19 protein-coding genes are annotated in these 25520 nt (G+C 65.8%); 13 read left to right on the forward strand and 6 right to left on the reverse strand.

What is annotated here, in order from left to right:
- Positions 1 to 185: 185 nt before the first annotated feature.
- The 3 genes from ABGN05_RS11425 to ABGN05_RS11435 form a co-directional block, all read right to left on the reverse strand.
- Positions 186 to 1508: a pilus assembly protein TadG-related protein gene (locus tag ABGN05_RS11425; RefSeq protein WP_367954131.1), complete on the reverse strand. Its 1323-nt coding sequence runs from the start codon at positions 1506 to 1508 to the stop codon at positions 186 to 188.
- A 240-nt stretch (positions 1509 to 1748) separates the two neighbouring features.
- The gene (locus tag ABGN05_RS11430; RefSeq protein WP_367954132.1) at positions 1749 to 2177 is read right to left on the reverse strand and encodes a thermonuclease family protein; all 429 of its coding nucleotides are present in this window, start codon (positions 2175 to 2177) and stop codon (positions 1749 to 1751) included.
- A 102-nt stretch (positions 2178 to 2279) separates the two neighbouring features.
- Positions 2280 to 2558 (reverse strand): DUF1674 domain-containing protein, encoded by a 279-nt coding sequence (locus tag ABGN05_RS11435; protein WP_367954133.1) that lies wholly within the window; start codon positions 2556 to 2558, stop codon positions 2280 to 2282.
- A 59-nt stretch (positions 2559 to 2617) separates the two neighbouring features.
- On the opposite strand from ABGN05_RS11435, the gene htpX reads away from it, so the two are divergent.
- From htpX to purH, 4 genes are all read left to right on the forward strand, one after another.
- Positions 2618 to 3625, forward strand: coding sequence for a zinc metalloprotease HtpX (gene htpX, locus ABGN05_RS11440; RefSeq protein WP_367954134.1), 1008 nt, complete (start codon positions 2618 to 2620; stop codon positions 3623 to 3625).
- The gene (locus ABGN05_RS11445; protein ID WP_367954135.1) at positions 3622 to 5013 is read left to right on the forward strand and encodes an RsmB/NOP family class I SAM-dependent RNA methyltransferase; all 1392 of its coding nucleotides are present in this window, start codon (positions 3622 to 3624) and stop codon (positions 5011 to 5013) included. The genes htpX and ABGN05_RS11445 overlap by 4 nt, the downstream gene beginning before the upstream one ends.
- An 89-nt stretch (positions 5014 to 5102) precedes the next feature.
- Positions 5103 to 6803 (forward strand): heparinase II/III family protein, encoded by a 1701-nt coding sequence (locus ABGN05_RS11450; protein WP_367954136.1) that lies wholly within the window; start codon positions 5103 to 5105, stop codon positions 6801 to 6803.
- A 94-nt stretch (positions 6804 to 6897) separates the two neighbouring features.
- The gene (purH, locus tag ABGN05_RS11455) at positions 6898 to 8514 is read left to right on the forward strand and encodes a bifunctional phosphoribosylaminoimidazolecarboxamide formyltransferase/IMP cyclohydrolase (RefSeq protein ID WP_367954137.1); all 1617 of its coding nucleotides are present in this window, start codon (positions 6898 to 6900) and stop codon (positions 8512 to 8514) included.
- A gap of 6 nt (positions 8515 to 8520) precedes the next feature.
- On the opposite strand, the gene ABGN05_RS11460 is transcribed toward purH, so the two are convergent.
- Complete coding sequence (locus ABGN05_RS11460; RefSeq protein ID WP_367954138.1) at positions 8521 to 9921, reverse strand: MFS transporter; 1401 nt, start codon at positions 9919 to 9921, stop codon at positions 8521 to 8523.
- Between the two features lie 31 nt (positions 9922 to 9952).
- Positions 9953 to 14683 (reverse strand): NAD-glutamate dehydrogenase, encoded by a 4731-nt coding sequence (locus ABGN05_RS11465; protein WP_367954364.1) that lies wholly within the window; start codon positions 14681 to 14683, stop codon positions 9953 to 9955.
- Between the two features lie 164 nt (positions 14684 to 14847).
- On the opposite strand from ABGN05_RS11465, the gene ABGN05_RS11470 reads away from it, so the two are divergent.
- Together ABGN05_RS11470 and ABGN05_RS11475 are read left to right on the forward strand one after the other, a co-directional pair.
- Positions 14848 to 15414, forward strand: coding sequence for a peroxidase-related enzyme (locus tag ABGN05_RS11470; protein WP_367954365.1), 567 nt, complete (start codon positions 14848 to 14850; stop codon positions 15412 to 15414).
- Between the two features lie 67 nt (positions 15415 to 15481).
- Positions 15482 to 15751 carry a hypothetical protein gene (locus ABGN05_RS11475; RefSeq protein WP_367954139.1) on the forward strand — a complete coding sequence of 90 codons (270 nt, stop codon included), beginning with the start codon at positions 15482 to 15484 and terminating at the stop codon, positions 15749 to 15751.
- Here the strand turns inward: ABGN05_RS11475 and ABGN05_RS11480 are convergent.
- A complete protein-coding gene (locus ABGN05_RS11480; protein WP_367954140.1) occupies positions 15744 to 16385 on the reverse strand; it encodes a TetR/AcrR family transcriptional regulator in 642 nt (213 codons plus the stop codon). The genes ABGN05_RS11475 and ABGN05_RS11480 overlap by 8 nt on opposite strands.
- 84 nt (positions 16386 to 16469) lie before the next feature.
- Between ABGN05_RS11480 and ABGN05_RS11485 the strand changes: the two genes are divergently transcribed.
- From ABGN05_RS11485 to serA, 7 genes are all read left to right on the forward strand, one after another.
- Complete coding sequence (locus ABGN05_RS11485; RefSeq protein ID WP_367954141.1) at positions 16470 to 17723, forward strand: parallel beta-helix domain-containing protein; 1254 nt, start codon at positions 16470 to 16472, stop codon at positions 17721 to 17723.
- Positions 17724 to 17734: 11 nt separating this feature from the next.
- Entirely contained in the window at positions 17735 to 18799 is a 1065-nt protein-coding gene (locus ABGN05_RS11490; RefSeq protein ID WP_367954142.1) for an SO2930 family diheme c-type cytochrome, read from the forward strand.
- A gap of 141 nt (positions 18800 to 18940) precedes the next feature.
- Positions 18941 to 20293 carry a phosphoglucosamine mutase gene (gene glmM / locus ABGN05_RS11495; RefSeq protein ID WP_072607528.1) on the forward strand — a complete coding sequence of 451 codons (1353 nt, stop codon included), beginning with the start codon at positions 18941 to 18943 and terminating at the stop codon, positions 20291 to 20293.
- Between the two features lie 188 nt (positions 20294 to 20481).
- Positions 20482 to 21336: an outer membrane protein gene (locus ABGN05_RS11500; RefSeq protein ID WP_367954143.1), complete on the forward strand. Its 855-nt coding sequence runs from the start codon at positions 20482 to 20484 to the stop codon at positions 21334 to 21336.
- 205 nt (positions 21337 to 21541) lie between these two features.
- A complete protein-coding gene (locus ABGN05_RS11505; protein WP_367954144.1) occupies positions 21542 to 22297 on the forward strand; it encodes an outer membrane protein in 756 nt (251 codons plus the stop codon).
- Positions 22298 to 22493: 196 nt separating this feature from the next.
- Positions 22494 to 23666, forward strand: coding sequence for a phosphoserine transaminase (locus tag ABGN05_RS11510; RefSeq protein ID WP_367954145.1), 1173 nt, complete (start codon positions 22494 to 22496; stop codon positions 23664 to 23666).
- Between the two features lie 211 nt (positions 23667 to 23877).
- Positions 23878 to 25476 carry a phosphoglycerate dehydrogenase gene (serA, locus tag ABGN05_RS11515; RefSeq protein WP_367954146.1) on the forward strand — a complete coding sequence of 533 codons (1599 nt, stop codon included), beginning with the start codon at positions 23878 to 23880 and terminating at the stop codon, positions 25474 to 25476.
- Positions 25477 to 25520: the final 44 nt, after the last annotated feature.

Here is a 25520-nt window from a genome sequence, read left to right on the forward strand (position 1 = left end):
CAGAGCGTGGCTTCGGCGGATCGCCTTTGCGGGAAGCAGCCTTCCTGATGAAGGGCGTGACGCGCGGCTGACGGCCTTGCCGTCGCCACGAGCCGCGCCGCGGACGGAAACACGGGGGCCGCCTCATCGGGCGGCCCCTTTTCCTTGGTGTCGCCTTGCCGATGCGGGTCGAGGCGTAGCGTCGACTACTTGACGATCGCCAGGCGTTCGATGTTGGCTGCGATGGCCTGGAACGCTGCGTCGAGTTCGGCGCCGCTGCCCGCCTCGAAATAGTGCTTCGACGACGCATCGTCAGTTGACGCGCACTTCGCCATGACCTGCCTGGCGGCGCTCTCCTTGAGCATGAATCCGACGGTGAAGATCTCGATGCCGTCCTTCTTCATCTCCTCGCACAGCCTTTCGGCATGGTTGCGCGAGCGCGTCTGCTGCTGCGTGCGGGGCTGCTCCCAGCGGCCCACGCCGGCAAACGCGGTATTGAACTCCCCGTCGGTCATCAGGATCGCGAACTTGGCCGTCTTGTCGTCGGAAGCCCTGGCCGGCGCCGAGCCAGTGGGGAGGAAATCCTTCCACTCGCGTGACAGCATGTACCAGGTCCACTGGATGCCGATGTGTCCCGCGGTGGCACCGTCGGCCGAGAAGGAATCGATGCGGTTGTCGAGCCGCGCCTTGTCCGCCGTCAGCGGCGAAAGCTGCGCGCCCGGACAGAACTGCAGGCGATAATCGCGGCTCGGCATCGCCTTCCAAGGACTGGCGTCGGAGAACTGATAGCGGCCCTTGCGTTCCGTGGCGCAGGTGTCGGGACGGAAGGAGGACGAGGCGGAGCGCGCACTGTCGATGGCCGGCGGCTCGTCGGTCGTATAGCCGGTCTCCACGTTGACCGTGTTCGCCAGTGCTCCGACGTTGACGGAATCTGCATAGGGAACGATGGCGACGCGCACGCGCGGATCGTCGGGGTCCTGTCCGGTCAGGAACGTCGAAACAGCGCCCTTGGCTGCCTTCTTCAGGTCCTTGATCTTCTGGCCGGCCATCGAGCCGGTCACGTCCAGCATCATCGCCACCTCGATCCGCTTGTCGGAATAGAGCGCGGCGGATTCGACGGCGATACGGCGCGTGGTCGACGAGCGGAAGACCGGGAAGGCGAGATCGAGGACGACGCTCGCATGCGCCGTCACCATCCGGGTCGAGCGGTCGACCTCGACGCGGTCGAGCGTGACGCGGTCGGCCTGGGCGAACCCCCTGATCCCGTTCGCCTGCAGGAAAGCGGATACCATGGCATCTGCGTCCTCTGGGTCGATCTTGTGAGTGGTTAGGTCGCGGGCCGTGGACGTCACCGCCGAATCCAGCGCCTGCTGCAGGTTCGATTTCGTCAGCGTCAACTGGGCAATGTTGATCGCGAAACCGCCTGCCAGCACCAGAACGGAGATCGCCGCGCCGGTCGCGACGGCGAAGTTGCCGCTCCGGTCGCTCCAGAACCACTTCACCCATTCGACAGACGATTTCCTCGACATGACCTGACCCATCCGCGGCAGTCCGCTTCGCACAGGTCAAGCAAGTTCGCTGCCAGTCCCAGGCGCGGCCGGCGCCGGCCCGAGGCAGAGAGGCCAAGCCCTTGAGGAACAGAGGAACTTCTTCGGGGTATGGTTACCGGTTGGTTAACCGGCGCCGCTCGGAAGCAGCGCATAACCAGTGCTGGCTGCTGCCGGAAACCGGTTCGCGAAGGCGCTGTGCCGAATCGGCGCGGCGCAGGCTCAGCACCAGCCGGCCCGCCCGCCGCCCGCGTATGGCCTCACAAGGTCGGCATCGAGAAGCCGTTTTGCGACCAGGTCTCCCGCACCCGTGGTGACGTCGGCGACAACGCGGCCATAGAACTTGTCCGATGCAATGTTGGAGATCGTCACCGGCGCGTCGCCGTGGATCAGATCTTCGAGCGCATCGGTCGCGCGCACTGCCGCCTTGCGCTCTCCGTCGCAGCGGGCGCGCAACTCAGGCGCATCCACCCCGCGCAGACGAACGTTCACCGTCAGCACCTGGCCGGGCCAGATAAGTGCCTCCGCGGTGAAGGTGTCGCCGTCGATGACTTTCAGGACATGTGCCACGACCGGGCCGGGAAAGACGTCCGCCGCACGAGCGCCGTCAAGCGGGAGCGAGACGGAGAAGGCTATGACCGCGGCGGGCAAGAGCCGCGGATGCCACGCCGGGAAAGACCTTGGTCGGGGAATCGCCATAGGAGGAAAATAGTCCTATTTTCTTCTCCCGGCAAGAGTGTTCGGCCCGGGGCCCTAGAAATCGGTGGCCAGCCCCTTCACCTCCCAGTCGCCGTAGCGTCCGGGCTCCTTCCCCCCGCGCCCGCCGAGTTCCTTCGGCATCTCCGCCTCCTTGCGAAGATAGGCCTCACGCCGCGCCTCGGCTTCGGCAAGCGCGCGTCTGGCCGCTTCGCTCAGCGGCTTTTGCCGCGCGGCGTGTTCGTCTCCGCCGGATGCCTCGTCCTTCGCCGCAGTTCTTTCCGTCACGTCCGCACCGTCCCGAATATTGAAGTGGCAATCGCTGCTTCCCATCATATAGAGCGGTTCGGAATCCGGATCGAGCCCATGGCCGGACCGCAGGATCGGAGACGTCGATGAACATGATACGCACTGCGATGCTGCTGGCCGTCCTCACGGCGCTGTTCATGGGCATCGGCTACATGATCGGTGGTTCGGGCGGCATGCTCATCGCCTTCGTCATCGCTGCCAGCATGAACCTCTTCAGCTACTGGAACGCCGACAAGATGGTGCTGAGGATGCACCATGCGGTGGAGGTCGACGAGCGCAGCGCGCCCGAGTACTACGAGATTGTGCGCGGCCTGACGCAGAATGCCGGCTTGCCGATGCCGAAGGTCTACCTCATCCAGAACCCGCAGCCGAATGCCTTCGCCACCGGGCGAAATCCGCAGAACGCCGCGGTGGCGGCCACGACCGGGCTTCTGGAACGGCTTTCCTACGAGGAAGTCGCAGGCGTGATGGCGCATGAGCTCGCCCACGTCCAGAACCGCGACACGCTCACCATGACGATCACCGCCACCCTTGCGGGCGCGATCTCGATGCTGGGCAATTTCGCCTTCTTCTTCGGTGGCAACCGCGACAACAACAATCCGCTCGGCATCGTCGGCGTGCTGGCGGCGATGATCGTCGCGCCACTGGCCGCCATGCTGGTTCAGATGGCGATCAGCCGTACGCGCGAATACTCTGCCGACCGGCTCGGCGCGCAGATCTGCGGCAACCCGCTGTGGCTCGCGTCTGCGCTGGACAAGATCTCGACTGCGGCGAAACGCATCCACAATCCGGACGCCGAACGCAACCCGGCAACGGCCCACATGTTCATCATCAACCCGCTCTCGGGCGAGAGGATGGACAACCTCTTTTCCACGCACCCGAATACCGAGAACCGCATCGCGGCGCTGGAAGAGATGGCCGGCAACGGAATGATGCGGAGCGCACCGGCGCAGGCTGCGCCGGAAGGACCATGGAACGGAGCTGCCCGCGCCAAGACGCCGCGTGCTGCTCCCCGGGAGCCGTCGCGCACGTCCGTTCCCCGCGCCGGGCGTGAACGCCGCAACGACGACGGGCCGAAGGGCCCGTGGTCGTGAGGGCCGGGAACGGCCGCAAGTCCGCCACCCCGAACGAAAGCCATAGGGTTCTCCCCGGATCGGACAATGCCGCGCCGGGCCTGCCGGCGAGGAAGACGGCCGCGAGGCTGCTCGCCGCCGTGATCGACAAGAAGACGCCGCTCGACGGACTGACCGACAACGAGCACGGGCATCCGCAGTATCTGGCGCTGGAGGCGCGCGACCGGGCGCTCGTGCGCGCCATCCTTGCCACCGCGCTGCGCTATCGCAACACCATCGGCGCACTGATCGGAAGCCGCCTCGACCGGCCGCTGCCGGTCAACGCGACCGCGCTGGCGCATGTCCTGCACGTGGCGGCGGCGCAGATCCTGTTTCTCGACATCCCCGACAGCGCGGCGGTGAACCTCGCCGTCCTGCACGCCAAGGGCGACCCCCGCACGGCGCGGTTTTCCGGAGTGGTGAACGGTGTGCTGCGCGAACTCGCCCGGAGAAAGGAGCGCTCGCTTTCCGCCGCGCTTGCGGCAAACCGCGACGCGCCGGAATGGTTCGCGCATCGTCTGGAAGAGGTCTACGGCGCCGAGACGGCCACGGCTATTCTCGCCATGCACCGGGTCGAGGCGCCGGCCGATTTCACCGTCGTTTCCGATCCCGAAGGATGGGCGCGAAAGCTCGGCGGGATAGTCCTGCCGACCGGCGGCGTGCGCGTCGCCTCCCTGGACGGGGCGGTTCCGGACCTGCCCGGCTATGCAGAAGGCGCATGGTGGGTGCAGGACGCGGCGGCGTCGCTGCCGGCCCGCATGCTCGGCGACGTCCGCGGATCGCGCGTTGCCGATCTCTGCGCCGCCCCCGGCGGCAAGACAGCGCAATTGGCGAACGCGGGCGCCCATGTGACTGCGCTCGACGTGTCGGCGAGCCGGCTCAGGCGGCTGCGGCAGAACATGGAGCGGCTCCGGCTCGACGTGGAAATCGTCGAGGCCGACCTCATGAACTGGGAGCCGTCGGCCGCGTTCGACGCCGTGCTTCTCGATGCGCCCTGTTCGTCGACGGGGACGGTGCGCCGCCACCCGGACGTGCCGTGGACCAAGTCGCCGCAGGATATCGAGAAGCTGGCCGGCGTTCAGGCGCGGCTGCTCTCGCGGGCGGCCCTGCTGGTGCGACCGGGCGGGCGCCTCGTCTTCTCGAACTGTTCGCTCGATCCCGCCGAGGGCGAGGCGGTCATCGCCGCATTCCTTGCCGAATCAGCCGGCTACGAGCGCGATCCGCTGAAGCCGGGGGATGTTCCTGGAGCGGAGGATTTCATCAACGAACGGGGCGAACTCCGCACCACGCCGGCCGGGTTTTCCCTCGACGACCCCAGGATTTCCGGTCTCGACGGCTTCTTCGCCGCACGTCTCAGGCGAAAATCCTAGGACATCGCCCGTCGCTTCAAAAACGATGTCGCGCAGCGGTTTGAATCAGATAGACTCTTGCCGGGCGGGACGTTCGAGGGACAGGATCATTGGCGAAGGCGGGGGGGCATTCACCGCGCTTGTGGAGACTTGTCGCGAAGGAGGCATGGCGCCGTCTGCGTCGCCGCCTGCGCACGGGTCCCGCATATCGCTGGCGCTATGCCGGGCGCACGCCCGACCGCGTGCTGATCGCGCCACCCGATCTGCGGCTGGCGGACGCCTATCTCGCCTCGGAAATGTATCACGGCCGGTTTCCGCTCGCCGGACGCATGGTCGAGACTGGCGGAGAATCGCCTTTCGGCGTGGAAGGCGCGGGCGAGGCATGGCTGAAGTCGCTGCACGGCTTCCGCTGGCTGAGACACATGCGCGAGGCGGGCACGGACCTCGCATCGGCGAACGCCCGCGCGCTGATCACCGACTGGATCGACACGGACGGCTCGCGCCTGCGCGGCATTGCGTGGGAGCCCGACGTGACCTCCAAGCGGATCATCGCCTGGCTGCAGCATTCCACGATCGTCCTGCAGGGGGCCGAGTTCCAGTTCTACCGGGCCTTCCTGCGCTCGCTCTCGCTGCAGATCCGCTACCTGCGCGCCATGGTGCGGGAAATGCCGGATGGCGAGGAGCGGCTCAGGGCGCGCATCGCACTGGCCTTCGCCGCGCTGTCGCTGCCCACCGCTTCCACCACGTTGCGCAACGCCACGCGCAATCTGGCCCGCGAGCTCGACCGGCAGATCCTTGCCGACGGCGGCCACATCTCGCGCAACCCGCTGGCGATCCTGGAGCTTCTGGCCGATCTCCTGCCGCTGCGCCAGACCTACGCCAACCAGGCCGAGGCGCCGCCACCGGCCCTGATGGGTGCGATCGACCGGATGCTGCCCGCGCTCCGCTTCTTCCGCCACCATGACGGAAACCTCGCCCGCTTCAACGGAATGGGCGCCACCATTCCCGACAGGATCGTGGCGATCCTGCGGCATGACGATGCGATCGGCCAGCCGCTCCTGCACGCCCCGCATTCCGGCTTCGAACGCCTGACGATGGGCGCGACGACGGTCATCGCCGACACGGGCGCGCCGATCCGTCCCGAGGTGTCGACGCAGGCGCATGCTGGGTGCCTCTCCTTCGAATTCTCGTCGAAGCGAAGGGTTCTAGTTGTCAATTCCGGCGTCGACACTTACGGTCCCAAGGATTTTCTCGCGCTCGCCCGCGCGACGGCCGCGCATTCGACAGCCGTCCTCAACGACACGTCGTCCAGTCGCATTCTTTCGTCGCCGCGCCTGCGCGCGTTTCTTGGCCCGCTCCTGGTGGGCGGTCCGAACCGTGTGCGGTCGCGACGCACGGATGCCGGCGGCACCCAGGGCTTCGTCGCCTCGCACGACGGCTACGTCCCGCTGTTCGGCATCGTGCACGAACGCGAGCTTTCGCTCGGCGCGGAGGGAGCGGTGCTCGACGGCGTCGACCGGTTCCACCGACCGGACGGCTCGGCCCCCCGCGACCGCGACGACGCGGTGGCGATTCGCTTCCACGTCCACCCGGATGTCAACCTGCTGCGCGACAAGGCGCAGCGGCTCGTGCTCTCGGCCGGCGAGGACAATCACTGGCGGTTCGAGTGCGAGGCCGTGAAGCCCTCCGTGGAGGAATCGATCTTCTTTGCCGGTCTCACAGGGCCGCGGCGCAACCTGCAGATCGTCCTCCATTTCCGGGCTTCGCAAAGGCAGGAGGTGCGCTGGCGTTTCGCGCGCCTGCGCGGATAGGATTGCCGCCCGCCGCGCACCGCCCTCCAGCGTTTGTTTTCGTCGGCGCATATGCTAGGGCGCGGCGTCCCCGCATTCACGGAGTACCCCGCGCATGGCCGTCGCCTCCAAGAACATTCCTGCGCCGGATCTCGTCGCAGTTCGCCGCGCCCTCCTGTCCGTCTCGGACAAGACCGGTCTCGTCGAATTCGCCTCCGAACTCGCGCACCGAGGTGTCGAACTGGTCTCCACCGGCGGCACCGCCCGGGCAATCGCGGAGGCGGGGATCGCGGTGATCGACGTCTCGGACGTGACCGGTTTTCCCGAGATCATGGACGGCAGGGTGAAGACGCTGCACCCGCTGGTGCACGGCGCGTTGCTCGGCGTGCGCGACGACCCCGAACACGCAGCGGCCATGGATGAGCACGGCATAAGACCCTTCGACCTCGTAGTGATCAACCTCTATCCCTTCGAGGAGGTGCGGTTTGCCGGCGGAAGCCAGGCCGAGACGGTCGAGAACATCGACATCGGTGGCCCGGCGATGGTGCGCGCGGCGGCGAAGAACCATGCCTATTGCACGGTCGTGACAGATCCGGGCGACTATGCCGCCGTGCTGAATGCGCTGGAGATGAATACGGGCAGCCTGTCGCTCGAATTCCGCAAGAAGATGGCCGCCAAGGCGTTCGCCCGCACCGCCGCCTACGACGCGGCGATCGCCAACTGGTTCGCGGAAGCGCTCGACGTGGAACATCCCGCCTGGCGCTCCTTCGGCGGGCGGCTGGCGGAGGTCACGCGTTATGGCGAGAACCCGCACCAGCAGGCTGCGTTCTACGTGACCGGCGAGAAGCGCCCCGGGGTTGCGACCGCGCGCCAGGTGCAGGGCAAGCAGCTCTCCTACAACAATCTGAACGACACGGATGCCGCCTTCGAACTCGTCGCCGAGTTCGATCCGGCGCGCTCGGCGGCGGTGGCCATTATCAAGCACGCCAACCCCTGCGGCGTGGCGGAGGGCGCGAGCCTGAGACAAGCCTATCTGAAGGCGCTCGCCTGCGATCCGGTCTCGGCCTTCGGCGGCATCGTGGCGCTGAACCGGCCGCTCGACGCCGACGCGGCGGAGGAGATCGCGAAAGTCTTCACCGAGGTGATCATAGCACCCGGTGCCAGCGCTGAGGCGGAGGCGATCATCGCGGCGAAGAAGAACCTGCGGCTGCTCGTCACCGACGGCCTGCCCGATCCGCGCACGCCGGGGCTTGCCGCCAAGACCGTTTCCGGTGGTCTGCTCGTCCAGTCGCGCGACAATGGCGTCGTGGACGATCTCGACCTCAAGGTCGTCACGAAGCGCGCGCCAGGGGAGGCGGAATTGGCCGACCTGAAATTCGCATTCAGGGTGGCCAAGCACGTCAAGTCGAACGCCATCGTCTACGCCAAGGGCGGCGCGACGGTGGGTATCGGCGCCGGGCAGATGAGCCGCGTGGATTCCTCCCGGATCGCCGCGCGCAAGGCGCAGGACGCCGCAGAGGCCGCCGGGCTCCAAGAGCCGGGAACAGCCGGATCGGTCGTTGCCTCGGACGCCTTCTTCCCCTTCGCCGACGGGCTTTTGTCCGCAGTCGAGGCCGGCGCCACCGCCGTCATCCAGCCGGGCGGCTCGATGCGCGACGACGAGGTCATCGCCGCTGCCGACGCGCACGGGATCGCCATGGTGTTCACCGGGATGCGGCATTTCCGGCATTGAGGAAGCTTACGCCTCCGCCGGCACCTGATAGTCGCGCGACCGGACCATCGGCAACAGCACCAGCCCGATTACGAAGAGAAGGATGATCGGCGTGACGCCGAGACGCTGGGCGTCCTGGGCGGAGAAGCCGAAGGCTTCCGAGGCGAAGAAGCCGGTGGCGAGCGCGACGGCGAAAGGTCCGATGAAGGTCGTCGCCTTGCCGGAGAGGGCGTAGAGGCCGAAGGCTTCCGTGACCCGCTCCTTGTCCACCTGATCGACCAGCAACGTGCGCGACGCGGCCTGCAGCGATCCGCCCGCCGCGCCGATCAGCGCGCCGGCGCAGTAGAAGACGATGTCGGGAATGCCCGAGGCGTCTCCCGGAGCGGCCACCGTCACAAAGAGGACCTCCGTGTTCGTCGTCGAGATGACGATCAGGCAGCAGAACGCGAGCAGGGTGGCCGAGACCGCCACGACGAAGCGCGGGCCATACCGCTGGTCCAGGATGCCGCCGTACCATGCGCCGACCGCGCCGGTGAGGTTGGCGAGAATGCCGAAGATGCCGATCTGGATGATCGACCAGCCGAGCACGCCGGCGGCGTAGATGCCGCCGAAGGCGTAGAGCGCGTTCAACGCATCGCGGTAGAACATCGAGGACAGAAGGAAGCTGAAATAGCTACGCTGCGAGGGAAGCTGTTTCAGCGTGTCGCCGAGACGTCTTAGCCCGCGGCTCACCATGCCCTTGGCCGATGCGCGCCGGGCGACGTCGGGGGTGAAGAGGAACATCGGCAGCACGAAGACGACGTACCAGATCGCCGTGAACGGCCCGGCGGCGCGGTCGCCCTCGCGCATAGCGGGATCGAGCCCGAGGATCGGGTCGAGGCCGAGCAGGGTGCGGCCGCTCTCCGGCGATGCCGACATCAGGCCGAGTACGATCACCAGGGAGATCAGGCCGCCGGCATAGCCCAGGCCCCAGGCGGAGCCCGAGAGCCGGCCAAGTTCCGAACGCGGCACGAGCGTCGGCATCATGGCGTTGTTGAAGACGGCGGCGAACTCCATGCCGAAGACGGCGAGCGCGATGAAGAACAGGACCATCGCCATGTTCTCTGCGCCCGGCACGGCGAACCAGAGCATCCAGCAGCCCACGACGCCGAGAATGGAGAAGGCGACGATCCAGGGCTTGCGCGGCCCTGCCGCGTCGGCGATTGCGCCGAGGACAGGCGAGGAGAGCGCGATCAGCAGGCCGCCCGCGCCCGTCGCATAGCCCCAGAGCTCCTGTCCGCGCGCCGCGTCCGGCGCGACGGCGGATGCGAAGTAGGGCGCGAAAACGAAGGTGATGATCAGCGTATGGAAGGGCTGCTGCGCCCAGTCGAAGAGCATCCAGCCCCAGATGCCGCGCCGCGACGCCCGGTCGCCAGTCCCGTCACTCATTTCCGCCCTCCGCCCTGCCGGGCATGGATCGTCAGCCGGCGAGATCCGCCATGATGCCCGCCGCCACGGTGAGGCGCGACACGCTGATGTCGCCGCCCTCCGTCAGCGCCTGGAGCCTGTCGCGGGCACGCGCGAGCCGCTGTCCGCCGGCTTCGATCCAGGCCGCGACCGGATCCTCCTCGTTTCCATAGCCGGTCAGCACTGCCACCGCCATCCCACGCCGGGCGGCGCCGATCATGTCGTTGGCGCGCGAAAGCGCGAGCCCGTCGTAGTAGTCGGCGGGAACGACCGCGCGGGCCGCCTCCTCGATCCGGCCGATGCGGAAGGCTTCGCTGATCCGCAGGTAGATGCCGGCGGCGACCACGAGGTCGGCGCCGGCGTGGCGGGCGACAAGGTCGATATCGGGAATGAGCTCGGCCACATGCAGGAAGGCCAGTCTTTCGGCCAGCGCGGAAGGGGCACCGGCATCGGTCAAGCGTGCCAGCCGCTCGGCCATCCGTTCCTTCAGGAATGCAGGCAGCATGTCCGGCAGTTTCGGCTCCAGTGTCCCCCGAGCGCGGTGAAGTTCGTCGATCCTGCCGCTGACGGAGACGTCCCGGTCGGCGTTCTTCAGGTCCCAGTAGGAGGCGGCGTATATCAGCCGCACGACGGCCTGGTAGAAGGCGAGCTGCGCGGCTCCGTTCACATGGGTGTCGAGGGCGTCGATCTCGGCGAAGAGCGCCGGCAGTTCGAAGCCGTCTCGCACCACCGAGAAGGCCGCGACGACCTCGGAGGCTGGGCAGGCGGTGACGTCCTGCAGGCGGTTCACGAAGGAGGGGCCGCCGCGGTTGATGACGTCGTTGGCGAGCTGCGTGGCGATGATCTCGCGCCGCAGCCGGTGGCCTTCGATCTCGGCGCGATACTCCCTCGCCATCCGATCCGGGAAATAGGACAAAAGATCTTCATCGAAATGCGGCTCATCGGGCAGCTCGCTTTCGACGATGTCGGTGAAGAGCACGATCTTGGCATAGGCGAGCAGCACGCCGATCTCGGCGCGGGTCAGCGGTTCGCCGCGCGCGGAACGCTCGGCAAGGGCCGAGTCGCTCGGCAGGGTCTCCACGACCCGGTCGAGATCGCCGCTCGCCTCCAGTGCCGCCATGAAGCGCTGCTGGTGCGGCAGGTCGGCCATTCCGCGCAGTTGCGACAGCGAGATGGCGAGCGTCTGGTCGTAGTTGTTGCGCAGGACGAGTTCGCCCACCTCGCCCGTCATCTCGGCCAGGAACGCGTTTCGGTCTGGCCTGTTCAGCTTGCCGCTGCGCATGGCGGCGGCGAGCGCGATCTTGATGTTGACCTCGACGTCGGAGGAATTCACCCCGCCAGAATTGTCGATGGCGTCCGAGTTGCAGCGCCCGCCGTGCAGGCCGTATTCAATGCGCGCGCGCTGGGTCATGCCGAGGTTGGCTCCCTCGCCCACCACCTTGGCGCCGATCTCGGGCGCGGTGACGCGGATCGCGTCGTTGGCGCGGTCGCCGACCTCCGGGTTGGATTCGGGAGTGGCGCGCACATAGGTGCCGATGCCGCCGAACCACAGAAGGTCCACCGGCGCCTTCAGGATGGCGTTCATGATCTCTGTCGGCGAGGCGACGGTCTTGGTCATGCCTATCGCGCTCGCGGCGGCCTCCGTCAGGGTGATCGATTTCTGCGACCGCGGAAAGATGCCGCCGCCGGCCGAGATCGTCGACCGGTCGTAGTCCTGCCAACTGGAGCGGGGCAGGGCGAACATCCGCTCCCGCTCCGCGAAGGAGGCGGCCGGGTCCGGATCGGGATCGATGAAGATGTCGCGGTGGTCGAAGGCGGCGATGAGGCGGATTTCCTTCGACAGCAGCATGCCGTTGCCGAAGACGTCGCCCGACATGTCGCCGACGCCGACGACGGTGAAGGGTTCGTTCTGGATATCGCGGTTCATCTCGCGGAAGTGGCGCTTGACCGCTTCCCAGGCGCCGCGCGCGGTGATCCCCATCTTCTTGTGGTCGTAGCCGGCCGAGCCGCCGGATGCGAAGGCGTCGTCGAGCCAGAAATCATGCGCCTGGCTGATTTCGTTGGCGGTATCGGAAAAGGTTGCCGTGCCCTTGTCGGCCGCCACGACGAAATAGGGATCGTCGCCATCGTGCCGGACCACGCCTTCGGGCGGAACCACACTGTCGCCCTTGAGATTGTCGGTGATCGACAGCAGGCTGGAGACGAAGTTGACGTAGGCCGCCTTGCCGGCCTGGAAAATCTCGTCGCGCGTACCGCCCTGCGGCAGTTGCTTGGGGAAGAAGCCGCCCTTGGCGCCCACCGGCACGATGACGGCATTCTTCACCTGCTGCGCCTTGACCAGCCCCAGCACTTCGGTGCGGTAGTCCTGCGCCCGGTCAGACCAGCGCAGACCGCCGCGCGCCACCGGCCCGAAGCGCAGGTGCACGCCCTCCACCTCGGGGCCGTAGACGAAGATCTCGCGCCACGGCTTCGGGTCGGGCAGCCCCGTCAACTGCCGCGAATCGAGCTTGAAGGCAAGCGAACGCGTCTTTCCCGACTCCGGGGGCTTGAAGCTGTTGGTCCGCAGCGTCGACTGGATCAGGTTCAGGATGCGGCGGATGATGGTGTCCTCGTCCAGGACCGGCACGTCGTCGAGCGCCGCCTCGATCCTGCCGGTGAGTTCCTGCTGGTCGTGCGCGGACGTGCCATGGGGAACGGCGGGATCGAAGCGGACCGTGAACAGCCGGAAGAGGTCGGCGGCGATCCGTGGATAGCGATTAAGCACCGCCGCGATGAAGTCCTGGCTCTGCGGAATGCCGGCCTGCTGGAGGTAGCGGCCGTAGGCGCGCAGAATGATGATCTCGCGCGAGCGCAGCCCCGCCGTCTGGACGAGCCCGTTGTAGCCGTCATTGTCGGCCTTGCGGTTCCACACCGCCAGGAAGACGTCCTCGAACAGCGCCCCGTCGATGGCGAGGTTCACCGGCTTGCCGTAGGCGCTTTCGAGTTCCATGTCGTGGATGAAGACCTTGCCGCCGTCCTCCGGACCGGTCTCGAAGGTACGCTCGCTGATCACGCGGAAGCCCATGTTCTCCAGGAGCGGCACGCGTTGCGAGAGCGAGACGGCCGATGCGTGATGGAATATCTTCAGCGCGACCTGCTCCGGCGGCTGGTCGGCGTGGCGATAGAAGTCGATGGCGATCGGATTGGCGGCAGACAGGTCCCAGATGCGGCCCGCGTCGGCCAGGGCCTCCAAGGGCGCGAAGCTGTTGCGGTAGGCTTCGGGAAAGCGCTGCGCGATGGCTGCGAAGCGCGGGTCGGCCCCGGCTTCGACCGCTGCCTCGCGAAGGACGTCGTCCCAGGTGCGGACGATGTCGCGGATCGCGGCCTCGATCGTGGCGGCTTCGATTGCCGGCGTCTTGCCGCCCGAGCGCCCGATGATGAAATGGACGCGTGCGAGGGAGCCTTCCGGGAAGGCCGGGTAGTATGCGGAGAGACGTCCTTCGTAGACGGTCTTCAGATAGTCTCCGATTTCGGCGCGGACGCGGGAATCGTAGCGGTCGCGCGGCACGAACACGATCACTGAGACGAAGCGGTCGAACTGGTCGACGCGGACGAGGACCCGCACGCGTGGCCGCTCGCCGAGCGCCAGCACCGTCATGGCGTGCCGGCGCAACAGGTCCGTGTCCATCTGAAAGAGTTCGTCGCGCGGATAGGATTCCAGCACGTTGATCAGCGCCTTGCCGGAATGGTCGTTCTTGTCGAAGCCGGATGCGGCGATGACGGTCTCGGCCTTCGAGCGCAGATACGGAATTTTCAGGATCGAGCGCGTGTAGGCCGTCGAGGTGAACAGCCCGACGATTCGCAATTCGCCGGTGAGCTTCCCTTCGGGATCGAAGGTCTTGACGCCGACATAGTCGAGATAGGCCCGGCGGTGGACGAGCGAGCGGGCGTTCGCCTTGGTGACGATGAGCGGTTCGGGGCCGTTGAGGAACTCCAGGATCTCCGGCGTGGTCACCGAGGTCTGGGTGTTGCCGCGCAGCACGAGCAGGTTCGGATCCGATAGAATGCCGAGGCCGCGCTGGTCGGTCCTCTCGAGCGTTCCGCTGTTGCCTTCGCCGGTGAAGCTGTAACTGCGCATGCCGAGGAACGTGAAGTTGTCGTCGCGCAGCCATTCCAGGAATGCGACCGCTTCGGTCACGGCGCCCCGGTCGAGCGGGACGGGCATGTAGCGGTAGTCGGAGATCGTGTGTTCCAGCCGGGCCAGCATGGGCTTCCAGTCGCCGACCGCCGCGCGGACCTGGGTCAGGACGCGTCCGATGCGTGTTTCGAGATCCTGCGCCTCCGTCTCGCTCATTGCCGCGACGTGGACGTGGATGACGCTCAGCCGGTCGCTTCCGTCGCTGGCGTCGGCCTCGCCCTCGATCGAACGGACCCCTTGGGCATCATGCGTGACGTAGATGACGGGATGCGTCACCAGCAAGGGCGCCACGCCACCTTCTCCGATCTCGCCCATGATCGAATCGAACAGAAAGGGCATGTTGTCGTTGACGACGGTGATCACCGTCACCGGGCGATCCTCTCGCTCGACGCCGGATTGGTATTCGATCGCGACGATGCTCTCGCCCTTGTGGTGCCGTTCGACCGCCGCCCGGGCGAGTTCGGCGGCACGTTCGAGCATGGCCGCGTCATAGGCCGAGACGTCTTCGCGGGAGGCTCGCGAGAACAGCAGACCGGCGAAGCCGGCGAGCCTGGCAGCGTCGGACATGGTGGGATCGTTGTCGGCGTCAGTGCCGCCGCCGTCATGCGCCGCCATTGCATTTCCTCCGGGCAGTTCTTTTGGCTATCGTAACAGACAAAGTCGTGAATGCGACCCTGACGGCGCGCCGCGCGGCCAAAATGATACGGAGGGATGAAACGAAGATGACGGACATGAAAAGCAGGACTACGGCTCTCGATCTGCAGCCGGCCGCCGACCTGGGAGAGGGGACGAGGGCCTATTTCGCCAAGTGCGAGGAGAAGCTTGGCCTCGTCCCCAACGTTCTCCTCGCTTATGCGTTCGATGAAAAGAAGCTGCGCGCCTTCACCGACATGTACAACGATCTGATGCTCGGTGCCTCGGGGCTCTCGAAGCTCGAGCGCGAGATGATCGCGGTGGCGGTTTCGTCGGTGAACCACTGCTACTACTGCCTGACCGCGCACGGCGCAGCGGTGCGTCTACTGTCCGGTGATCCGAAGCTCGGCGAGATGATGGTGATGAACTATCGCGCCGCCGATCTCTCGCCGCGCCAGAAGGCGATGCTCGATTTCGCCGTGAAGCTCACCGAAACGCCCGACAAGATGGAGGAGGCCGACCGCGCCGCGCTGCGCGAGGCGGGCTTCACGGACCGCGACATCTGGGACATCACCTCCACTGCGGCCTTCTTCAACATGTCGAACCGGGTGGCCGCTGCGGTCGACATGCGCCCGAACGACGAATACCATGCCATGGCAAGGTAACCACAAAATAGAGTATCGTGTATAAGTCGTCGGCTCGCAATGGGCGTTGAGGTTGGGGATATCTGATATGAGGGAAATTATCGCGGCAATGGCAATCCTGTTTGGAGCGCTGACTATGATGTCTCATGCTGCGGCTGCATCTAAGCAATTGCTGAAGCGTTTCAACTTCCAGCAGGGCAGCATAAGCTTCTATGTCGATAAGACTTGGAAAAACGTCCGCAACGGAAAAACCGAGTCTGGCATATGGGAATGGCTCGATGCGAACCACGTATGTCCGGTGGAATGGACGTCAGAAAAGAGCAAGAAGCATTGCCGCTTCTACTACAAAGTTAAGTAGTAGCTATCCTAGATAATCCGAGTAGCATGTGGGCCTCTATGTGCCCTCGGATACTCTCTTGCGCACCCTCCTCCTCGGTAATCAGGTAGAGGTCCACCAAGGTCCCGAGAAGTACGTTGAGAAAGTGCAGCGCGTCGTCGTCGCGGGCGGCACCGATGCCGAAGCGCGCGAGGAAGGGCGAGAGCAGATCCTGCGCGATGCGGTTGCGATTCTCGTCGTCGTCCTGCTCGACCGAGCGGATTCGGCGCATGGCCCGCAGCAAGGCGGCGTGGCCCGGAATGGCGCGCGCGGCGGCGAGATAGACGTCGAGCAGGTGCCGCGCGGCATTTTCCACGCCGATGTCCGGATCGAGTTCGGTGAGCTCTGCGCCGCACGCCTCGACGATCCGCAGGACCGTCGCGTCGTACGCTGCCAGCAGCATGGCGTCCCGGTCGGCGAAGTAGCGATAGATCGTCCCCACTGCCACGCCCGTCTCGGCCGCGATGCGCGAGGTGGTCACCGCGGCCTCGCCTTCGGAGGCGGCCACCGCCTCGGTCGCAGCCAGAAGTGCCGCTTCGGTTCGCAGCGACCGCTTCTGCCGGGGCTTGCCCCGGGTATCCGCCGAAGGTCCGCCGCCGTTCAGCATCGTGCGCATGGAAAATGAAACTCTTTCATCTTTGTTGACTTGGCACCGGATCGGCGGCATCGTCAAGCTTTCTCGCGGAAGTGGAACAGCAAGATGCAATCCGGTTCGATTTTACTGCGCACGACGAAGCCCATCTCCTCTGCGGTGTTTGCCCTGTGCCTCGCCGGTTCCGCCTTCGCGGCCGAAATCACCGTAGAGCACGGCGAAGGAGCCAGCGAGAGGCTGCTCGAGGCGCTGATCATGGCCCAGCCCGGCGATACGGTGATGATCTCGGAAGGCAGGTACGAACTTACCGACGGTCTTTCCCTCGACGTCGACGACGTCACGGTGAGGGGCGCGGGCGCCGACCGGACGGTGCTCTCCTTCAAGGGCCAGACCGGATCGGGCGAGGGATTGCTGGTGACGTCCGACCGTGTGGTTCTGGAGGAATTCGCGGTCGAGGACACCAAGGGCGACGGCGTCAAGTCGAAGGGTTCCGACCAGATCACCTTTCGCAACCTGCGCGTGGAATGGACGGGCGGCCCGAAGGCCGAGAACGGCGCATACGGCGTCTACCCCGTCTCATCGAAGAACGTGCTGATCGAAGGCGTCACCGTACGCGGCGCATCGGACGCCGGCATCTATGTCGGCCAGAGCGAGAACATCATCGTGCGCAACAGCCGCGCCGAGTACAACGTCGCCGGCATCGAGATCGAGAACTCCTTCCGCGCCGACGTTCACCACAACGTCGCGGCCCACAACACCGGGGGTATCCTGGTTTTCGATCTCCCCAATCTGCCGGTACAGGGCGGCCACGACATCCGCGTCTTCGACAACGAGGTGGTGGACAACGACACGCCCAACTTCGCGCCGGAGGGCAACATGGTCGCCATCGTTCCGAAGGGCATGGGCATCATGGTCATGGCCAACCGCAACGTCCACGTCTTCAACAACAGGCTCGACGGTAACGCGACCGCGCACGTGCTCGTCGCCGCCTATCCGAACGAATACGAGGACGAGAACTACGTCTTCGTGCCGCGCGGCGTCTACGTCCACGACAACGTCTACGGCGAGGGCGGCTTCGAGCCGGACGGCGAGGTCGGCAAGACGATCTCGGACGTCTCGGGGACGCCGGTGCCGGACATCGTCTGGGACGGGGTAACCACGATCCCGGAGTATTTCTCCTGGACTGCGAGCGAGAACGGCGTCTACGTCGAGGAAGCCGAAGGAACGACCTTCGTCAATCTGAAGATGATCTCGCAGCTGTTGCTGCCCTGGGGCTGGTGGCCGGACACCGACATCTCGTCCCGGGCCGGCTCCCTGCCCGAACCCGAACCGGTGAAGCTGCCTCAGGATGGCGGTGCGTGAGCGGGCGACGGATGCCTGATACCGACCGCGTCGTCGGCGTCGTCACCGCAGCGCTCGCCGCCTTCCTCCAATTCACCAGCCTCGGCCACGCGGTGTCCGACGAGGCGATCCTTGCGGACAGGCCGCCGCAACTCCTCTCCGGGTTCGAATTCTTCGCCGATGCGGCCGCGCAGGTGCCGGCCGACGGCGTCATCCCCTACGATCTCAACACACCGCTCTTCTCCGACCACGCGCGCAAGCATCGCTTCGTCTACGTGCCGTCCGGCAAGGCCGCGACCTACGACCCGACCGAAGCCTTCGCCTTTCCCGTCGGTTCGGCGCTGGTGAAGACGTTCGCGTTTCCCGCCGCCCTCGATGCGCCGGACGTGGACCTCCGGCTGATCGAGACGCGGGTGCTGTTGCGCCGCGAGGACGGGTGGCAGGCCTGGGCCTATCTGTGGAACGACGAGCAGACTGATGCGGCGCTCAAGATTGCCGGCGCAAAGGTACCCGTCACGCTCTCCGGCATCGCCGACGGCCCGGTTTCCTTCACCTATTCGGTGCCGAACAAGAACCAGTGCAAGGGCTGCCATGCTCTGTCTGGCGAGATCGTCCCGCTCGGGCCCAAGGCGCGCAATCTCAACCGCGACTATGATTATCCAGAGGGAGCGCACAACCAGCTCGCCACCTGGAGCGAATCGGGAGCGCTGTCGGGAGCGCCGGATCCGGGGGATGCCCCGTCGGTGCCCGATTGGCGCGACGAATCAGCACCGCTGGAAGCCCGCGCCCGCGCCTGGCTGGACGTCAACTGCGCCCATTGCCACCGCCGTGAAGGCCCCGCCAGCAATTCGGGCCTCTTCCTCACTTTCGACGAAAGTGATCCGGTTGCGCTCGGCATCGGCAAGCGGCCCGTCGCGGCGGGGCGGGGTTCGGGCGACCGCGCGTTCGACGTGAAGCCGGGCGATCCGGACGGATCGATCCTGATCCACCGCGTCGAAAGCACCGAGCCTGGCGTGATGATGCCGGAACTGGGCCGCGTGCTCGCCGACCACGATGCGGTGAAACTTTTGCGCGAGTGGATTTCGTCGCTGCGTTAACCGGCCGTCAATTGGGTCCGGTCTATGCTCGGAAGCTGAATCTTCGGTTACACAGTCTCACATATTGTGATTCCGCTAGCAAACCGCTCTATGGCACACCGATTCGTGGGGCCGGAAGAAGCGGTGGGGAAACCGACAGGAATGGCAAAGCAGTATTTCGGTACGGATGGTATCCGGGGACGGGCCAATACCTTTCCGATGACCGCCGAGGTGGCGATGAAGGTCGGCATGGCAGCCGGCCTCTCCTTCCAGCGCGGCAAGCACCGGCACCGCGTGGTGATCGGCAAGGATACGCGGCTCTCGGGCTACATGATTGAGAACGCCATGGTCGCGGGCTTCTGCGCCGCCGGCATGGACGTGTTCCTGCTCGGACCGGTGCCGACGCCGGCCGTCGCCATGCTGTCGCGGTCGCTGCGCGCCGACATCGGCGTGATGATCTCGGCTTCCCATAACGCCTTCTACGACAACGGCATCAAGCTCTTCGGGCCTGACGGCTACAAGCTTTCCGACGAGATCGAAACGCGCATCGAGGGGATGCTCGACAAGGATCTCGGGGCGGAACTGGCGAGTTCGGAAGGGCTCGGACGCGCCAAGCGCATCGACGGCGTCCACGACCGCTACATCGAGTTCGCCAAGCGCACGCTGCCGCGTTCCATGTCGCTGGCCGGCATGCGCATCGTCATCGACTGCGCCAACGGTGCCGCCTATAAGGTTGCGCCGGCAGCGCTTTGGGAACTCGGTGCGGAAGTCTTCGCCATTCACGACGAGCCGAACGGCTTCAACATCAACGACGCGTGTGGATCGACCAGCCCCGCCAGCCTTTGCGAGAAGGTGCGCGAGGTGAGGGCCGACATCGGGATCGCGCTCGACGGCGACGCGGACCGGATGATCATCGCCGACGAGAACGGCGAGATCGTCGACGGCGACCAGATCATGGCCGTGATCGCGGAATCCTGGCACCAGGCGGGCCGGCTCGCCGGCGGCGGCGTGGTCGCAACGGTGATGTCGAACCTCGGTCTGGAGCGCCATCTGGGCGACCTCGGCCTGACCCTCCAGCGCACGAAGGTCGGCGACCGCTACGTCGTCGAACACATGCGCGCCCACGGCTTCAACGTCGGCGGCGAGCAGTCCGGGCACATCGTGCTCTCCGATTTCGCCACCACGGGCGACGGGCTTGTCTCGGCCTTGCAGGTGCTCGCCTGCATCAAGCGCTCGAACCGTCCGGCAAGCGAGGTCTGCCGCAAGTTCGAACCCGTTCCGCAGGTCTTGAAGAACGTGCGCTTCGATGGCGGCCGCCCGCTGGAGAGCGATCCGGTGCGCGCCATGATCGACGAGGCCCGCAGCCGTCTCGGCAAGCAGGGGCGTCTGGTGATTCGTCCCTCCGGCACCGAGCCGCTGATCCGCGTCATGGCCGAAGGAGACGATCCCGGGCTGGTCGAAAAGGTGGTCAACGATCTCGTCGGCGTGATCGGAAGCATCAAGACCGCCGCCTGAGCCTGCCGGAATTCCGTAGACCGAGTCCTGCCGAAACCCTTCCTCCGGGGGAGGCTTTCGTGTTTTTGCCGATGCTCAGTGGTAAACGAACACGGTTAAGGCCGCTTTAACTTTTCCCTTCCATTATCCTCGCGAGATTAACGGACCCGGTACGAAATCGTTTCCGGGGAATTGCAAGGATAGTCCTCATGCTGATGTCAGCCAGGCTGATGACCGGCGCGCTGTTCCTCTTGAGCGCGTCCACTCTGCACGCAGCGGATCTCTACGAGCCGCCGGTCGTGGAAATCCCGCCGCCGGTGGTCTACGAGCAGGTCGACCATGGTGCATGGTACATCCGTGGCGACATCGACTACCACTGGTCCAAGTTCAAGGGCTCGGACTACATCACCTATGGCTGCTGCACGCCGGACCCTGGCACGGGCAGCCTGGATGGTGACCTCGACGGGGCATGGTCCTTCGGCGGCGGCGTCGGCTACCAGGCGACACGCTACCTACGCGTCGACACCACGATCGATTACTGGGCCAAGTCGGACTTCGAGGGAACGACTATCGGAACCTGCGGCGGCACGACCTGCACGTCGGTCGACCAGACCAGCTATTCCGCGATCCTCCTGATGGCGAATGCCTACGCCGACCTCGGCACTTACTACGGCGTCACTCCCTATGTCGGCGCAGGCATCGGCGGCGCGCATCTCAAGTGGGACGACCTGCGCAACACGGTCGGCGGCGGCACCATCACGCACAAGGGCGCCAAGGACTGGCGCTTCGCCTGGTCGGTCATGGCCGGCGCCTCCTACTGCCTGACCAGCAACCTCCAGGCCGACGTCGGATACCGCTTCACCCACATCGAAGGTGGCCGGATGTTCGAGGAATTCACGCCCGGCGGTGTCTCGATCGGCGTCGGTCCCGGCTTCGACAGGGGCATAGACGCGCACGAGGTGAAGGCGGGTCTTCGCTGGACCTTCGGCGGCGGCAATCCGAACTGCGCGGCTCCTCAGCAGGTCGCCTACGAGCCCGAGCCGATCATGCCCGTCTACAAGTAACTTCCTGCGACCACCAGGTACTAGGAAGGCCGTCCGGTTCGCCGGGCGGCCTTTCGCTTTTGCGGGGACGCCGCGCCAAGCAATTGATTTCATTGGCGGCAGGCGAGGTCCATGCTTAACCCGCGTTTAACCAATATGGTTAACAATGCCTCTTAACGGTGCACGCGAGTATTGCGCGCCCGGCGGAACAATCCGGAGTGAGGCGATGAGATTGCTGTCCAGAATAGTGCTTTCGACCGTTGCGCTGGCAGGGTGGCCGGCCGCCCACGCGCTCGGCGCCGACTACGATCCGCCGATCTACGTCGAGGAAGCCCCGGAAGTCGTACCGGTGGAGGTAGGGTCGGGCTGGTATCTGCGCGGCGATCTCACCTACAACACCGACAATCCCTTCCGGAACCTGGACTACGGCGGTCCGACGATCGCGAACCCGTCCTGGGACGAATCGCACACCGCCCTCGGCGGCTCGGTCGGCTTCGGCTATCACTGGTCGGACTACTTCCGGACCGACGTCAATTTCGGCTTCCTCGCCAAGAACGACCAGAACCTCTCCTTCAGCAATCCGGGCGTCAGCACGACGACCGTGGGCGTCGAGAACCAGGCCTGGACCGGCATGGCCAACGCCTATGTCGACCTCGGCACCTATGTCGGCCTGACGCCATACATCGGGGCCGGCGTCGGGTTCGTCTACTCCAAGCGCGAGCAGGGGTACTATCAGAACTTCGTCGATCCCGCCGTGCTGGACATCGCGCTGACGGACGACAAGAACCAGTTCAGCTTCGCCTATACGCTGAACGCCGGGGCGGCCTACCGGCTGACCAACAATCTCTCGCTGGACGTCGGCTACCAGTTCCTGTCGGCACCCGACCTTGAATACTCCGAGATCAGCAACGGTTTGCCGGTCGTCCGTGAGGGCGTCGACATCCACCAGGTCAAGGTCGGCCTTCGCTACGACCTCTGGTAGGCGCATCCCGCCAGGATTGGAATTTCGGCGGCGACCTCGGCCGCCGTCTTTCGTTTTTCCGGCAGCGGAACAACTCCGGCCGTCGTTTCCGCAACGAGAACTTTGCCCTTGACGGCGCGGGGGTGAAGGGAATATCGCCGTCCGTGGGCCACCCCTCCCCAACGAGCGGGCTTACTATCTGGAAGGATAGACCACGATGACGATTTCCAAGCCCGGACTCCGTCCGGAATCCCCCAATTTCTCCTCAGGTCCCTGCGCCAAACGTCCCGGCTGGTCGCCCGAGGCGCTGAAGAACGCGCCGCTCGGCCGTTCGCACCGCGCCAAGGTCGGCAAGGCGCGCCTCGAACGGGCCATAGATCTCACCCGCGAAATCCTCCAGGTTCCCGCCGGCTACCGCATCGGCATCGTTCCCGCCTCGGATACCGGCGCGGTCGAGATGGCGATGTGGTCGCTGCTCGGCGAGCGCGGCGTCGACATGGTCGCCTGGGAGAGCTTTGGCGCCGGCTGGGTCACCGACGTGATCAAGCAGCTGAAGCTCAAGGACGCGCGCACCATCGAGGCGCCCTACGGCAAACTGCCCGACCTCTCGACGGTCGATTTCGACCGCGACGTGGTCTTCACCTGGAACGGCACGACCTCCGGCGTGCGGGTTCCCAATGCCGACTTCATTCCTGCCGACCGCAAGGGCCTGACGATCTGCGACGCCACCTCGGCGGCCTTCGCGCAACGGCTCGATTTTTCCAAGCTCGACGTCGTCACCTTCTCCTGGCAGAAGGTTCTCGGCGGCGAAGGCGCGCATGGGATGCTGATCCTCAGCCCCCGCGCGGTCGAACGGCTGGAGACCTACAAGCCGGCCTGGCCGCTACCAAAAATCTTCCGCCTCACCTCGGGCGGCAAGCTCATCGAGGGCATCTTCAAGGGCGAGACGATCAACACGCCCTCCATGCTCTGTGTGGAAGACTACATCGACGCGCTCGAATGGGCGAAGTCGGTCGGCGGGCTCGAAGGGCTGGTCGCCCGCGCCGATGCCAACTTCGGAGTGCTCGACCGGTTCGTCGAAGCTTCGTCCTGGCTCGGCCACCTCGCGGTCGATCCCGCGACGCGGTCCAACACCTCGGTCTGTCTGTCGATCGTCGATCCCGACATCATGGCGCTCGACATCGAAGCGCAAGCGATCTTCGCCAAGAACCTCTCAGCGACTCTCGAGAAGGAGGGGGCGGCCTACGACATCGGCGCCTATCGCGACGCGCCTCCCGGTCTGAGAATCTGGGCCGGCGCGACCGTCGAGACCTCCGACCTTCAGGCGCTGCTCCCCTGGCTCGACTGGGCTTTCGCCACGCAGAAGGCCGCGCTCAAGGCCGCGGCCTAGCCAAGATACCACTCATCCGGCCGCTTCGCGGCCACCTTCTCCCACAAGGGGAGAAGGGGCGCCGGCCTTAATCGTCCCGCCAGTCGCCGATGCAGGTGATTGGCAGAACCGACGGTGCAGCACCCCCCTTCTCCCCTCGTGGGAGAAGGTGCCTGAGCGAAGCGAAGGCGGATGAGGGGTGTTTCGCCACGAAACCCAAAGGATCAGACCCATGCCCCGCGTTCTCGTATCCGATGCCCTTTCCACGACCGCCGTGCAGATCTTCAAGGATCGCGGCGTGGAGGTCGACTACCTGCCGGAGATCGGCAAGGACAAGGACAAGCTCGCCGCCATCATCGGCCAGTATGACGGCCTCGCCATCCGCTCGGCCACCAAGGTGATGGCCAAGCTGATCGAAGCCGCGACCAATCTCAAGGTGATCGGCCGCGCCGGTATCGGCGTCGACAACGTCGACATCCCCGCTGCCTCGCGCAAGGGCATCATCGTGATGAACACGCCCTTCGGCAACTCCATCACCACCGCCGAGCACGCGGTGGCGCTAATGTTCGCCGTCGCCCGGCAGATCCCGGAAGCGAACGCCTCCACCCACGCCGGCAAGTGGGAAAAGAACAAGTTCATGGGCGTCGAGATCACCGGCAAGACGCTGGGCGTGATCGGCTGCGGCAACATCGGCTCGATCGTGGCGACGCGCGCCATCGGGCTCAAGATGCACGTCGTCGGTTTCGATCCGTTCCTGTCGGAGAGCCGCGCGGCCGAACTCGGCATCGAGAAGGTCGAGCTCGACGAACTCTTCGCCCGCGCCGACTTCATCACGCTGCACACGCCGCTGACCGACAAGACCCGCAACATCGTCAACGCCGCCTCGATCGCGAAGATGAAGGACGGCGTGCGCATCATCAACTGCGCCCGCGGCGGCCTGATCGTGGAAGCCGACCTCGTCGAGGCGCTGAAGTCCGGTAAGGTCGCGGGCGCCGGCGTCGACGTGTTCGAGGTCGAGCCGGCGACCGAAAATGCGCTCTTCCATATGCCGAATGTCGTCTGCACGCCGCATCTCGGCGCCTCTACCTCGGAGGCGCAGGAGAACGTTGCGCTGCAGGTCGCCGAGCAGATGTCGGACTACCTCATCAAGGGCGCGGTCTCCAACGCGATCAACATGCCCTCGATCACTGCCGAGGAAGCGCCGCGGCTGAAGCCCTTCGTCAAGCTCGCCGAGGTGCTTGGCGCCTTCGTCGGCCAGGTCACCGAGGATCCGATCAAGGAGGTCGAGATCCTGTTCGACGGCTCGACTGCCTCGATGAACACGAAGGCGCTGACCAGCGCCACGCTCGCCGGTCTGATCCGACCGCAGGTCTCGGACGTCAACATGGTCTCCGCACCGATCATGGTGAAGGAGCGCGGCATCATCCTGTCGGAGGTCCGGCGCGACAAGTCGGGCGTGTTCGACGGCTACATCAAGCTGACGGTCAAAACCGAGCACATGACGCGCTCGATCGCCGGCACCTGCTTTTCGGACGGAAAGCCACGCTTCATCCAGATCAAAGGCATCAATCTCGACGCCGAGGTTGGCCAGCACATGCTCTACACCACCAATGCCGACGTCCCGGGCATCATCGGCCTGCTCGGCACCATCTGCGGTTCGCGCGGCGTCAACATCGCCAACTTCCAGCTCGGCCGCGACCGGCCGGGCGGCGACGCCATCGCGCTGCTCTATCTCGACGAGCCCTTCCCGCAGGACGTGCTGGCCGAGCTGCGCGGCAACCCGAAGATCGATTCGGCGAAACCGCTGCGTTTCGACGTCAACGGGGGCTGAATCCGGGTGGATTCCCCGACTGGCCTGTTAAGGTTAGCCGCTCT

This window comes from Aquibium pacificum (assembly GCF_040839445.1).
Taxonomy (GTDB): Bacteria; Pseudomonadota; Alphaproteobacteria; order Rhizobiales; family Rhizobiaceae; genus Aquibium; species Aquibium pacificus.